Origin of the sequence: Paenibacillus illinoisensis NBRC 15959, from assembly GCF_004000925.1 — a bacterium.
Taxonomy (GTDB): domain Bacteria; phylum Bacillota; class Bacilli; order Paenibacillales; family Paenibacillaceae; genus Paenibacillus; species Paenibacillus illinoisensis.
Window position 1 is genome coordinate 1 of sequence record NZ_BIME01000018.1, and the last position, 13,216, is coordinate 13,216.

The window sequence follows — 13,216 nt, forward strand, 5'->3', positions numbered from 1 at the left end:
GAACCACTGCCGATGAAATTCGGTGGTGGTTTTTATTTTTGTTTTCCTTTGGTGCTTTTACTTTAATAGATTTAATTACATAGTTTCTTTCCGGGAGATGCATGCGCATCTCTTATTTGACTTTGTATCATACCTCTGACACACTCATAGAAGATACATACATCACATTTCAAAACAGGATTGTGAGTCACTTACTATTCTAGAGAACGGGGTGCAGAACGATATGGAAATTCGCAAGTTGACCGCAGAGGATTTTGAAGCCAGTATTGCGCTCTCCCAGTATGCTTTTCAGTACGTATTGAGTGAGGAACGCAAAGAGAAACGGCGGCAAAACTTCACTTTGCAGGATACCTGGGGAGTTTATGAGGAAGGCGAGTTGGGTGCCAAGCTTCACATCATTCCTTTTCAAACCTATATTCATGGTAAGTCCTTTGAGATGGGTGGTATTGCGGGTGTAGCTACTTGGCCAGAATATCGCCGCAAGGGATGGGTAGCGGGTCTTTTAAGGCATGCGCTGGAAGAGATGAACCGGAATAAACAGAGCATTTCATTCCTGCATCCGTTCTCTTTTGCCTTTTACCGCAAGTATGGATGGGAAACCTACATTGAATTTAAAAAATATAAAGTTCCTACCGCTCACTTGCCTGCGAAAAAAACTACACCAGGTACCATCCGGCGTGGTGATCCCGGTCTTGCTACATTGAAAGAAGTATATAGCGCCTATGCGGAACGATATAACGGAACCCTCGTCCGTGATGATTCTTGGTGGGAGAACTCGGTGCTCACGGATGGAACCAGCCAAAAGGCTGTATATCTTGATGGGGCGGGACAAGCTCAGGGGTATCTTCTGTATGAGGTTAAGGAACGCAAGTTTGCCATAGATGAGATCGTATATCTCAATGAAGAAGCCAGACAAGCACTTTGGACCTTTATTGCAAATCATGATTCAATGATTGAAGAGGTGACGCTGCAGGCACCCGCGAGTGATACACTTGCCTTTCAACTGGATAATCCACGAATACAGCAGGAGATCGCACCGTATTTTATGGCGCGGATTGTAAGTGTGGAGCAATTTATTTCGCAATATCCTTTTGCAAGCCAGGATTCACCGGTACAGATTAATCTTCAGGTGGAAGATGCCCATGCTCCTTGGAATGAAGGCGTGTGGCAGCTGAATGTTGCGATGAATGGGACAGCCTCCATTTGGAAAACATCCGAAGCCGTCTTGGAAGATCAGACACTTAAGGTCAGCATTCAAGCACTTACAGCGATGCTTATGGGATATCGCCGACCATCGGAGATGGCCCAGATAGGTCGAATCCATGGCCCGGCAGAAGTAATTCATGCATTGGAGAAGGCAATCCCTGAACGAGAAACTTATCTGCTTGATTTCTTCTGATTTTGAATTGTTTTATGCATGTATCCAGAGCCAATTCATCTTGGCTGCCTTCCCTTTTCATATTAATAGAAAAACGTTGCTACAGTGAAACAAACGAACTTCTCCGGCTTTTTTGGAGAGGTTTTTTTGTGTCCGGGGAATATTTCGTGTAAAATCGTAAAAAATGAATAGTGACCCCACTTGGCAAAACCACAAAATATGCTATAATGTATATAAAGTCAAAGAAAGTCAAAGTCAACTGAAGGTTAAATACTTACGTAGCTTTCTTTCTACATTCCGGTGATGAGACACATTTCATGAACGATGGATATCATCGGAAAGAGGCAGTACCAAGAGGACCTTCGTGCGTCCTTGCTCTCCCGAATAAGCCAGTGGAAATCAAGATTCGTCGTTTCCCTGTTTGGTTAAATGGGTTGAGAAGGTGTACTCTGTGGGGGCGTGTGGGTCCTTATTGACTTAACGTTTCAGACAGTGGAGGATGAGTGGATGCGTAATATCTCTGATATTATCGAACAATATCTGAAGAGTATTTTGCATGAAAGTCCCGAAGGAATGGTTGAAATTCAGCGCAATGATCTTGCAGATCAATTCTCATGCGTACCATCCCAGATCAACTATGTAATAAGCACACGCTTTACTCTTGAAAAGGGATATTTGGTCGAGAGTAAACGTGGTGGCGGCGGCTATGTTCGCATACAGCGGATCGAATTGCCGGCCCACTCTGCTTTGCATAATCATCTGCACCATAGCATCGGGGATGAGATTGGACAGACAGCTGCCGAAGGCTTGATTTATCAGCTGGAAGAAGCACGTTTCCTGAGTAAAAGGGAAGCCGGGTTGATGCGTGCAGCTGTATCAAGAGAAATTTTATTGGTCAAACTTCCTTACCGGGATCAAATTCGTGCCAGAATGTTAAAGGCGATGTTAATATCTTTGCTCGGTAAATGAAAACCTATCGGGATCAAGGAGGTACATCCTAAATGCTGTGCCAAGAATGCGACAAACGTCCGGCGACTCTTCATTTCACCAAAATTGTGAATGGAGAAAAGACGGAATTCCATATTTGTGAGACATGTGCCCGTGAAAAGGGAGAAATGATTCCGGGAACATCGAATGGATTTTCCATTCACAATCTGTTGTCCGGGTTGCTTGATTTTGAACCTAAGAATGGAAATGCCGGGGCTCCCCCTGCTCAGACTCTTCGCTGTGAAGAGTGCGGCATGACTTACTCACAGTTTAGCAAAATCGGCCGATTCGGCTGCAGTTCTTGTTATAAATATTTTGACAGTCGTCTGGATCCGTTGTTTAAACGGGTTCATGGCAGCACAACCCATGTGGGCAAAGTGCCTGCACGAGCTGGTGGTCGCATTAAAGTGAAGCGGCAGATTGCCGACCTGAAGCGCGATCTTCAGGAGAGTATCGCCCAGGAGGAATTTGAAGAGGCGGCTCAGATCCGTGACCAGATCAGGGAACTTGAAAAAGAAATAGCTCAGGAGTAGAGTTTGTCATGAGTAGGAGGGACGCGTAATGCCTAATCTGCGCTTTACAGAGAAGGCGCTCAGCGACTGGATGCGCAGTGAAGCGGCTGATTCCGAAATCGTCATTAGCAGCCGTGTCCGGATCGCACGTAATCTTCAGCATTACCCATTTCCAATGCTTGCTTCCAATGAGCAATCGGAAGAAGTGCTGAATAAGCTGAGCGAAGTACTTCAATATGATGACGTTCATGCCTTTGGAGATTTCCATACCTTGGACCTGATGGATATTGATGATCTCGATAAGCGGGTGCTGGTGGAGAAACATTTGATTAGCCCCAGTCTTGCGAACGAATCAAAAAATGGTGCGGTTATTCTCAGTGAGGATGAATCCGTCAGTATTATGATTAACGAAGAAGACCATCTTCGTATCCAATGCCTCTATCCGGGGTTCCAGGTGAAAGAAGCCTGGGAGAAAGCTTCCGCCATAGACGATGCTTTTGAAGCGCATGTGGATTATGCTTTTGATGATCGGAGAGGATACCTGACCAGCTGTCCTACCAATGTAGGTACAGGGGTAAGAGCATCTGTAATGATGCATCTGCCTGCTCTGGTGATGACACAGCAGATTGGACGCATTCTGACAGCTGTTTCTCAAGTGGGGTTAACCGTGCGTGGGATATATGGCGAAGGCAGCGAAGCGATGGGCAACCTTTTCCAGATCTCCAATCAGATTACGCTTGGACAGACGGAACAAGAGGTTATCGATAATCTGCATAGCGTTGTGCTTCAGATGATTGGGCATGAACGTACTGCCAGAGAGCGGTTGATTTCCGACTCCAGACTACGGATTACCGATAGAGTGATGCGTTCATATGGGATTTTGTCCCACGCAGCCATTATGGATTCCAAGGAAGCCGCGCAGCGTCTCTCGGATGTTCGCTTAGGTGTAGATCTGGGGCTGTTGAACGGATTGTCCATTACGGTAATGAACGAGTTAAACGTGATGACACAACCAGGCTTTTTGCAGAAAACATTCGGAGAAGATATGCGCACAGATGAGCGTGACATCTACCGGGCTCAGTTGATTCGTGATACGATCAATGCAGCCAGTCAATCCTAGTAATTGTTTTCTTCAGATTTAATATTAAGGTTTCATGCCGCATCTGCGGCTTTATATAAAACGGGCATTGGACTAAATGCCAAATGACTTTATTCGCAGCATGGCTGCAAACAAGAATGATATGAATTATACGTCGGGATCATGAACAAGGCCCACGTTTTATCCAAAACCATGGAGGTGCAGGAGATATGATGTTTGGAAGATTTACGGAACGGGCCCAAAAGGTGCTCGCACTCGCGCAGGAAGAAGCTGTCCGTCTCGGTCATAATAACATCGGTACAGAGCACATTTTGCTCGGCCTCATTCGTGAAGGCGAAGGCATCGCAGCCAAAGCGCTGATCGGCCTGGGACTCGGATTGGAAAAAATTCAAGATGAAGTAGAAACGCTGATTGGCCGCGGCCAAGAGCAACCTACGAACATTGCATATACGCCTCGTGCGAAAAAAGTAATTGAACTGTCCATGGATGAGGCTCGCAAATTGGGCCACACCTATGTAGGAACAGAGCATATCTTGCTCGGATTGATTCGTGAAGGTGAGGGCGTTGCAGCACGCGTGCTGAACAACCTTGGTATTAGTTTGAACAAAGCGCGTCAACAAGTGCTGCAATTGCTTGGCAGCAGTGAGGCTGTATCCAGTCATAATGGAACGCCTGCTAATGTAAGCACACCAACACTGGACAGTCTGGCACGTGATCTTACCGCTTATGCGAAGGAGAACAACCTGGATCCGGTTATCGGCCGCAGCAAAGAAATCGAGCGTGTCATTCAAGTATTGAGCCGTCGTACCAAGAACAACCCTGTATTGATCGGTGAACCTGGTGTAGGTAAAACAGCGATTGCTGAAGGTCTTGCACAGAAAATCATCGCCAACGAAATTCCGGAGACATTGCGCGACAAACGTGTCATGACCCTGGATATGGGTTCTGTTGTTGCCGGAACGAAGTACCGTGGTGAGTTTGAGGATCGTTTGAAAAAAATCATGGATGAGATTCGTCAGGCAGGTAACATTGTCCTGTTCATCGACGAATTGCACACCCTGATCGGTGCAGGCGGAGCTGAGGGCGCCATTGATGCTTCAAACATTTTGAAACCGGCTCTGGCTCGTGGAGAATTGCAATGCATCGGCGCAACTACCCTGGATGAATACCGCAAATATATCGAGAAGGATGCAGCGCTTGAGCGTCGTTTCCAACCGATTACCGTAGATCAGCCTTCTCCGGAAGAAGCCATTCAAATTTTGCACGGATTGCGTGATCGTTATGAAGCTCACCACCGTGTGAAAATTACGGATGAAGCGATTGTACAGGCGGTTAAATTGTCTGACCGTTACATCACAGATCGTTTCCTGCCAGACAAAGCGATTGACCTGATTGATGAAGCGGGTTCCAAAGTAAGATTGAACTCATACACCATTCCGCCGAACCTGAAACAACTGGAAAGCCGTCTCGAAGATATCCGTAAGGAAAAAGACGCAGCGGTTCAAAGTCAGGAGTTCGAAAAAGCAGCGGCTCTGCGTGATACGGAACAAAAAATCCGTGAAGAGCTGGATGTAACGAAGAACCAATGGAAAGAAAAACAAGGTCGTACGGATTCCGAAGTAACGCCTGAGGATATCGCACAAGTGGTAGCCAACTGGACGGGAATTCCGGTGAACAAGCTGAAAGAAGAAGAGACTCAACGCCTGATGAATCTGGAATCCATCCTGCATGAACGTGTCATCGGTCAGGATGAAGCCGTGAAATCAGTCAGCCGTGCGGTTCGCCGTGCTCGTGCTGGATTGAAAGATCCAAAACGTCCAATGGGATCCTTCATCTTCCTCGGTCCTACTGGGGTAGGTAAAACCGAGCTGGCTCGTGCGCTTGCCGAAGCGATGTTCGGCGATGAAAATGCAGTGATCCGGATCGACATGTCCGAGTATGGTGAGAAGCACTCGACTTCAAGACTCGTTGGAGCGCCTCCAGGATATGTTGGTTACGAAGAAGGCGGTCAGTTGACAGAGAAAGTTCGTCGCAAACCGTATTCCGTAGTCCTGCTCGACGAGATCGAGAAAGCACATCCGGAAGTATTCAACATCTTGCTGCAAGTGCTTGAGGATGGTCGTCTGACAGACTCCAAAGGTCGTGTCGTGGACTTCCGCAACACATTGATCATTCTGACATCCAACGTGGGTGCCGAAGCGATTAAACGTAACTCTACACTCGGCTTCACAGCTGTTGTAGATGCAGGTGCGGATTACGATAACATGAAGGGTAAAGTCATGGATGAGCTGAAGAAAAGCTTCCGTCCAGAGTTCCTTAACCGGATTGATGAGATCATCGTATTCCACTCTCTTGAAGAGAAACACATTGCTGAGATTGTCTCCCTCATGAGCGAGGAGCTCCGGAAACGTCTGCGTGAATACGAAGTAGACTTCGAGCTTACAGACAACGCCAAGGCCTTCCTGGCCAAAGCTGGCTTCGATCCAGCTTACGGTGCTCGTCCGCTTCGCCGGGCAATCCAGAAGCATATCGAAGACAAATTGTCTGAAGAATTGCTTACAGGTACGGTAACCAAAGGCGATTCGTTGTTGATCGACGAAGAGAATGGTGCACTGTCTGTAACCAAAAAGGAAGCTGTTGTTCCTTCCAATGAAGAAATCGAAACGAAATAAGCAAATTTCAAACCTGAGAAATGGTTTATGATCCTTTCCGGCTTCGGCCGGAGAGGATTTTTTATTTTATTGTTGTCCAAGGAACATGTGTAAAGTTTACGATAATCCTTTACGAAAAATCTCAAACAATGGTAAACTTTTATTAACCCTGCACGTCAGAAATTCAGGGCAAAATTCGTCGAAAAATGCAAAATGCTGTTATAAAATAAATCCTAGGAGTGCTGAAGTGGCCAAAGTTAAAACCAAGTTTCAATGTACGGAATGTGGTTATGAAGCCCCCAAATGGTACGGCAAATGTCCGGGGTGTCAGTCATGGAATTCCATGGTGGAAGAAACGGAAACAGTTGTCAAAACACAAGGGAGAAATTCCCCCCTCTTTGACAGTAAAGATAAACCGCTTCCCATCATAGATATAGATAGCGGTCAGGAACCGCGTGTGCAGACTGGAATCGGCGAGCTGAACCGGGTATTGGGTGGCGGAATTGTTCCGGGTTCTCTCGTGCTGGTAGGCGGAGATCCGGGAATCGGAAAATCAACGTTGATGTTGCAAACCTCGCATGCTCTAACGCATTCGGGTTTGCGCGTGTTATATGTTTCGGGTGAGGAATCGGTGAAACAGACCAAATTGCGGGCTGATCGTCTGGATGCACTCTCTCCTGAACTGTATGTGCTGTGTGAAACGAATATGGAACGTGTAGAGGAAGCGGTGGAGCAGATCCAGCCGCATTTTCTTGTCATCGACTCTATTCAGACAGTTTATCTTCCAGAAGTCACCAGTGCACCCGGTAGCGTAGCACAGGTAAGGGAATGTACTTCCCGGTTTATGCGGATCGCCAAAGGCCGAGGCATTGCAACTGTGCTTGTGGGGCATGTTACGAAAGAAGGAGCTATCGCTGGTCCGCGTATGCTGGAACATATGGTGGACTGTGTTCTTTACTTTGAAGGGGAACGTCATCATACGTATAGACTGTTACGTGCGGTCAAAAACCGTTTTGGTTCAACCAATGAGATCGGTATTTTCGAAATGGGCGAAGATGGCTTGCGTGAAGTGGGCAATCCTTCCGAACTCTTTCTGTCGGAACGACCGCTCGGTGTAGCGGGTTCTACGGTAGTTGCAAGTATGGAAGGCACTAGACCGATGCTGGTCGAGCTGCAGGCACTCATCTCTGCAACACATTTCCCGTCTCCTCGCCGTATGGCAACAGGGATTGATCATCACAGGCTGAACCTGATTATTGCCGTGCTTGAGAAGCGGATGGGCATGTTTTTGCAAACACAGGATGCGTACCTGAATGTGGCCGGGGGAGTTCGGCTCGATGAACCGGCGGTGGATTTGGCAGTTGCCGTCAGCATAGCATCCAGTCTGAGGGATGTGCCGACCAAGCCAGATGACGTAATATTTGGCGAAATTGGTTTGACAGGTGAGGTTCGGGCCGTATCACGGGCTGAACAACGTGTGAAGGAAGCCGAGAAACTGGGCTTCAAACGAGTTATTTTACCGGAGAAAAGCTTAAAGGGCTGGAAACATCCTCGCGGGATACAACTGATCGGTGTGAATACCGTGGCAGATGCACTAGCGGTTGCTTTAGATTAGGGGGCATAACAAGATGAAAGATTCGAGCCAACTGGATAATATGAATGAATTGTTGAGGCTGATCGCACCAGGTACACCTTTCCGCGAAGGTCTGGAGAACGTGCTGCGCGCCAAGACGGGGGCACTGCTTGTTGTAGGATACAGCCCTGAAGTAATGGAAGTGGTCGACGGGGGCTTCTCGATCAATTGCGATTTCTCCCCCAACTATCTATATGAACTTGCCAAGATGGATGGTGCCATCATTCTTAGCGAGGATTTAAAGCGTATTCTGTATGCCAATACCCAGCTTATTCCCGATTCCTCCATCTCTTCCTCTGAGACAGGGATCCGTCACCGGACAGCAGAACGTGTAGCCAAGCAAACGGGCAAATTGGTCGTATCCATCTCGCAGCGCCGGAATATTATTACCTTATATCAGGGAACGCTTAGATATTCGCTCAAGGAAATTGGAGTTATTCTGACGAAGGCTAACCAGGCGATTCAAACGCTGGAGAAGTACAAAGCTGTACTTACCCAATCCCTTACGAATCTAAGTGCCTCGGAGTTCGAAGAACTTGTCACCATCCCTGAAGTGGTAAATGTCATTCAGCGTACGGAAATGGTGATGCGCATCAAAACGGAAATCAAGCGCTACATCCATGAACTTGGGAATGAAGGACGACTGATCTCCATGCAAATGGAGGAATTGGTTGGAACAACGGAAGAAGAAGCGTGGTTGCTGTACAAGGACTATGCACGAGATGATAGTGACGAGAAGATCCGCGAAATTATCGTGGGCCTCAAGCGTCTGTCAGATGATGAATTGCTGGATGCGCATCACATCGTCCGTCTGCTCGGCTATCCTTCATCGGCTGCTACATCGGAAGATTCGGTTGCACCTCGCGGATATCGGGTATTGAATAAGATACCACGCCTTCCGAATGTCATTATTCATAACCTTGTGGACCAATTTGAACAATTGCCGCATGTGATTATGGCAACGATTGAAGAGCTGGATGAAGTCGACGGTATTGGTGAGGTACGTGCCCGGACCATTAAAGAAGGGCTAAAGCGTCTGCAGGAGCAAATGTTTATCGACAGACAAATGTAATCCAGAGCTATCAGTATAGGTTTGCCTATAACGGCCCTGAAGATGATGAGGTGAAACAACAATGTTAACCAGATTCATTCCGAACCTCTTTACCTTGGGTAATCTGTTTCTTGGAATGATGGCGATACTGCTTGCAATTGATGGGAATTATAGCCTGGCTGCAATTATGGTGATTGTGGCGATGCTGCTGGATGGGTTGGATGGACGGGTAGCGCGTGCACTCAATGCTCAAAGTGAATTTGGCAAGGAGCTTGACTCTTTGTCTGACATGGTTTCGTTTGGTGCAGCCCCGGCACTCATTATGTTTATGGTTTCCTTCCAGGATGCATCACCGGTTCTCGCCTGGATCGCTACGGCAAGCTTCCCCATTTGCGGAGCCATTCGGCTGGCACGCTTTAATGTAAGACCGGGAATTCCCGGATACTTCACCGGCCTGCCCATTCCGGCAGCTGGAGGTGTGCTTGCAACGCTGACGTTGTTTAACAAGGATATTGGTCCTGTTAGCATGATGATAGCTACATTGTTATTATCCTATCTGATGGTCAGCTCGCTTAAATATCCGAATTTCAAAAAGGTCGGTTTGCCGCGAAAAGCGATCTGGATCGCCCCTTGGGTGGTTGTATTCGCTGTAGCGGTTGCCGTCATTTTTCCGGAACAGCTGTCGAAGCTGATCTTTATACCATTGGTGCTGTACGCTCTATATGGAATGAAGCATAATATGCGCACGGCAGCTTCCCGCAACCGGGCGAAGAAGCGCAAGGAAGAGAAGTCTTCCCGTCCTTCCGATCGGTAATGGTTTACGGATTGGCATACTTGCCTTGGATGAATAAGAAAAAGCACGCATTCTCCTTTTAGGAGCGTACGTGCTTTTTTTGTTGATTCGAATCTATACGGTACCTACTCTTGTACGGCAACTTCGCCAATCATTTACGACAAATTGAACATCCCTAACGTCGAACATTTCTGTGACTCGTGATTCACGACTTCTTCCATGTTGATATCCAGCAGATTGCAGAGAGCTGACATATAAAACAGGTTCCGCCCCAGTTCGGAGCTGATGACCTCTTTGCAATTCTCACACAATTCACCTTCCACATGCGTTTCCAGCAGGCCCTTGGTTTGAGCAATACCGCTCTCGGGGGCATATTTCTGCTTGGTGGCGTGCAGCTCAATGCAGCCGCATTCGGTAATGGCCTTGGACACGGCACGATTGACAGAAGCTCCGGCTTGTCCTGTTTTGGACAGTACATCAATCAGACTGCGATGACGCAGCAACAGCTCGGAAACCTGATCCTGAAAAGCCTGTAAACTTAGCGTACTCATTTTGCTACTCACCTCGGGATATGAATTGAATTCATTATATGCCAATAATTTACCTTCTTTCAACTGACGATTGCAAACATTTCCAAAAAGTTCTTGTAACCGGGATTAGCAATCCAACAATTGGATCATACTGGATATGAAGATGAAGAACAATTGAAGGAGGTGCAGGGACATATGTGGAAAAAAGGCATTTTAACTTTTACAGGATTGTGCGGTGCATGGTTTGGCTACACGGCATATCATCTGGCAGGAAAATCCGTCCCGTGGATGGCTGAATGGATTCAGTCAGCAGGGCTGCTGGGGGCAGGAGTAGCAACGGCACTGGGTGCTGTATTGTTTATGGCTGTATGTAATATTGGTGGAACCTTGCTGGCAAGCAGGCTGCAAAATGGGATTGATGCTTTGGCTAAAATACCGATGAACGAACTGGCTGCTGGCGCAGCAGGTACCGTTGCAGGGTTACTGGTGGCCTTGCTGCTCTATCCATGTCTGACTTGGCTGGGAACAGCAGGAGAGGTGCTTCAGGTGGCTCTGACGGCCGTAAGCGGTTATTCGGGGTACATGCTAGCTATGGCGAAGAAAGACGACCTCGCTGCATTCTGGATGTCTGGGCGATGGGGACACCCCGAGCTGGATGAAGACAGACGGATGGAAGAACACAAGATTTTGGATACCAGTGTCATTATTGATGGCCGTATTGCAGATATATGCAAGACCGGGTTTATCGAAGGTACAATCGTGATTCCGGAATTCGTCCTGGAAGAGCTTCAGCATATTGCAGATTCCTCGGATCTGCTGAAGCGGAATAGAGGACGGCGCGGACTCGACATTTTGAATAAAATCCAAAAAGAACTCGACGTGAAGGTTCTCATTTACGAAGGGGATTTCGAAGAAATATCGGAAGTGGACAGCAAGCTGGTCAAACTGGCCAAAGTGCTTCAGGGCAAGGTCGTTACTAATGACTTTAACCTGAACAAGGTTTGCGAGCTCCAGGGTGTATCTGTACTGAACATCAACGATCTGGCGAATGCGGTGAAGCCTGTGGTGTTGCCTGGTGAAGAGATCATGGTGCAGATCATCAAGGATGGCAAGGAGCATGGCCAAGGTGTAGCTTATCTGGATGACGGTACGATGATTGTCGTGGAAGGCGGACGCGAGTATATCGGCATGATGATGGAAGTGTTGGTAACCAGTGTGCTGCAGACTTCCGCGGGAAGAATGATTTTTGCCAAGCCTAAACTGTTGGAAAAAGCCCAATAAAGGGGTATGATGGGTAGTGTATCGTTCACCGATATTTATATCGCTTGAAGATATTCAGTATCGTAGAACGATAAACTGACATACAAGGCAGGGATTACGGCATGGATAAAGGGTGGGGTGTCGTCATTGTGGCAGCAGGTCGGGGAACCCGGATGGGAACAACCGAGAGCAAGCAGTTTCTGCTGCTGCAGGACAAGCCCGTTTTCATACATACGCTTGAAGTGTTTGCCGCTCTGGACGAGATCAGCGAGATCGTGCTGGTAACCGGAGCCGCAGATGTTGAACGCTGCCTGGATTGGGTAAAAGAATACCGACTGGAGTCGCGTGTCCGTGTCATCCCCGGAGGGAAAGAGAGACAGCATTCTGTTCATGAAGGCCTGAAGGCTTTACAGACGGATTGGGTTCTCGTTCACGACGGGGTACGTCCTTTTGTTGACCGTAAGCAGATTACAGGTTGCATGGAGGCCGCGATGTCGGGGGGAGCCGCTGTACTTGCCGTTCCCGTTAAAGATACGATTAAACAAGTGAATGCGGAAGGAATCGTTACGGCGACGCCTGACCGCAGCAGTCTGTGGAGTATTCAAACCCCGCAGGCTTTTCGTCTTTCTTCACTGCTGCTTGCTTACGAGTCGGCGGCAAGGGACGGATTTCTGGGGACGGATGATGCCATGCTGGCTGAGCGCCAGGGTATGTCTGTCCATGTGGTGGAAGGAAGTTATACCAACATCAAATTAACGACGCCGGAAGATTTGGAATATGCCGCGTTTTTGCTTGGGGGAGAGAAGAAGCGATGATACGTGTAGGACAGGGATTTGATGTACACCAGTTGGTGGAGGGACGCCCGTGCATTATTGGCGGGGTAACGATTCCTTATGAAAAAGGACTGCTTGGTCACTCGGATGCAGATGTGCTGCTGCATGCCATCAGTGATGCCATTCTGGGTGCACTTGCACTTGGGGACATTGGCAAACACTTTCCGGACACCGATCCGGAGTTCAAGGACGCGGATAGCCTCAAACTGCTGGAGCATGTATGGCAGCTCGTGAAAGATCGAGGATATCGTTTGGGCAACATCGATTCCACCATTATTGCGCAGAAACCGAAAATGGCACCTTACATTCCACAGATGGCCGAGGTTATTGCCAAGGCGCTGGAAGCGGATGTTGATCAGGTCAATGTCAAAGCAACGACTACGGAGCAGCTCGGATTCCCTGGACGGGGAGAGGGGATTGCGGCCCAATCGGTTGTTTGCCTTGTTCGTGTGTGATATTATCAACCAACTAGTATACGGAGGGGATCTT

At 47.9% G+C, this 13,216-nt stretch carries 12 protein-coding genes; 11 read left to right on the forward strand and 1 reads right to left on the reverse strand.

From position 1 onward, the window contains the following. The first annotated feature begins 223 nt into the window (after positions 1–223). From PIL01S_RS27545 to pssA, 8 genes are all read left to right on the forward strand, one after another. Positions 224–1,399: a GNAT family N-acetyltransferase gene (locus tag PIL01S_RS27545; protein WP_127540911.1), complete on the forward strand. Its 1,176-nt coding sequence runs from the start codon at positions 224–226 to the stop codon at positions 1,397–1,399. Positions 1,400–1,885: 486 nt separating this feature from the next. Further along, positions 1,886–2,347: a CtsR family transcriptional regulator gene (locus PIL01S_RS27550; RefSeq protein WP_095293442.1), complete on the forward strand. Its 462-nt coding sequence runs from the start codon at positions 1,886–1,888 to the stop codon at positions 2,345–2,347. Between the two features lie 32 nt (positions 2,348–2,379). Then, a complete protein-coding gene (locus PIL01S_RS27555; protein WP_127540913.1) occupies positions 2,380–2,898 on the forward strand; it encodes a UvrB/UvrC motif-containing protein in 519 nt (172 codons plus the stop codon). Positions 2,899–2,926: 28 nt separating this feature from the next. Then, complete coding sequence (locus tag PIL01S_RS27560; RefSeq protein WP_127540915.1) at positions 2,927–3,997, forward strand: protein arginine kinase; 1,071 nt, start codon at positions 2,927–2,929, stop codon at positions 3,995–3,997. Positions 3,998–4,185: 188 nt separating this feature from the next. Beyond that, entirely contained in the window at positions 4,186–6,648 is a 2,463-nt protein-coding gene (clpC, locus tag PIL01S_RS27565; RefSeq protein WP_127540917.1) for an ATP-dependent protease ATP-binding subunit ClpC, read from the forward strand. A gap of 226 nt (positions 6,649–6,874) precedes the next feature. After that, the gene (gene radA, locus PIL01S_RS27570; protein ID WP_095293438.1) at positions 6,875–8,242 is read left to right on the forward strand and encodes a DNA repair protein RadA; all 1,368 of its coding nucleotides are present in this window, start codon (positions 6,875–6,877) and stop codon (positions 8,240–8,242) included. A 13-nt stretch (positions 8,243–8,255) separates the two neighbouring features. Further along, positions 8,256–9,332 (forward strand): DNA integrity scanning diadenylate cyclase DisA, encoded by a 1,077-nt coding sequence (gene disA / locus PIL01S_RS27575; protein WP_127540919.1) that lies wholly within the window; start codon positions 8,256–8,258, stop codon positions 9,330–9,332. 61 nt (positions 9,333–9,393) lie between these two features. After that, positions 9,394–10,125, forward strand: a complete 732-nt coding sequence (gene pssA, locus PIL01S_RS27580; RefSeq protein ID WP_095293436.1) for a CDP-diacylglycerol--serine O-phosphatidyltransferase — start codon at positions 9,394–9,396, stop codon at positions 10,123–10,125. 134 nt (positions 10,126–10,259) lie between these two features. On the opposite strand, the gene PIL01S_RS27585 is transcribed toward pssA, so the two are convergent. Beyond that, a complete protein-coding gene (locus tag PIL01S_RS27585; RefSeq protein WP_095293446.1) occupies positions 10,260–10,655 on the reverse strand; it encodes a nucleoside triphosphate pyrophosphohydrolase family protein in 396 nt (131 codons plus the stop codon). A gap of 174 nt (positions 10,656–10,829) precedes the next feature. On the opposite strand from PIL01S_RS27585, the gene PIL01S_RS27590 reads away from it, so the two are divergent. The 3 genes from PIL01S_RS27590 to ispF all read left to right on the forward strand — a co-directional run bounded on the left by PIL01S_RS27590 (position 10,830) and on the right by ispF (position 13,182). Then, entirely contained in the window at positions 10,830–11,915 is a 1,086-nt protein-coding gene (locus PIL01S_RS27590) for a PIN/TRAM domain-containing protein (protein WP_127540921.1), read from the forward strand. 101 nt (positions 11,916–12,016) lie between these two features. Then, a complete protein-coding gene (gene ispD, locus PIL01S_RS27595; protein ID WP_127540923.1) occupies positions 12,017–12,709 on the forward strand; it encodes a 2-C-methyl-D-erythritol 4-phosphate cytidylyltransferase in 693 nt (230 codons plus the stop codon). Then, the gene (gene ispF / locus PIL01S_RS27600; RefSeq protein ID WP_095293433.1) at positions 12,706–13,182 is read left to right on the forward strand and encodes a 2-C-methyl-D-erythritol 2,4-cyclodiphosphate synthase; all 477 of its coding nucleotides are present in this window, start codon (positions 12,706–12,708) and stop codon (positions 13,180–13,182) included. The genes ispD and ispF overlap by 4 nt, the downstream gene beginning before the upstream one ends. Positions 13,183–13,216: the final 34 nt, after the last annotated feature.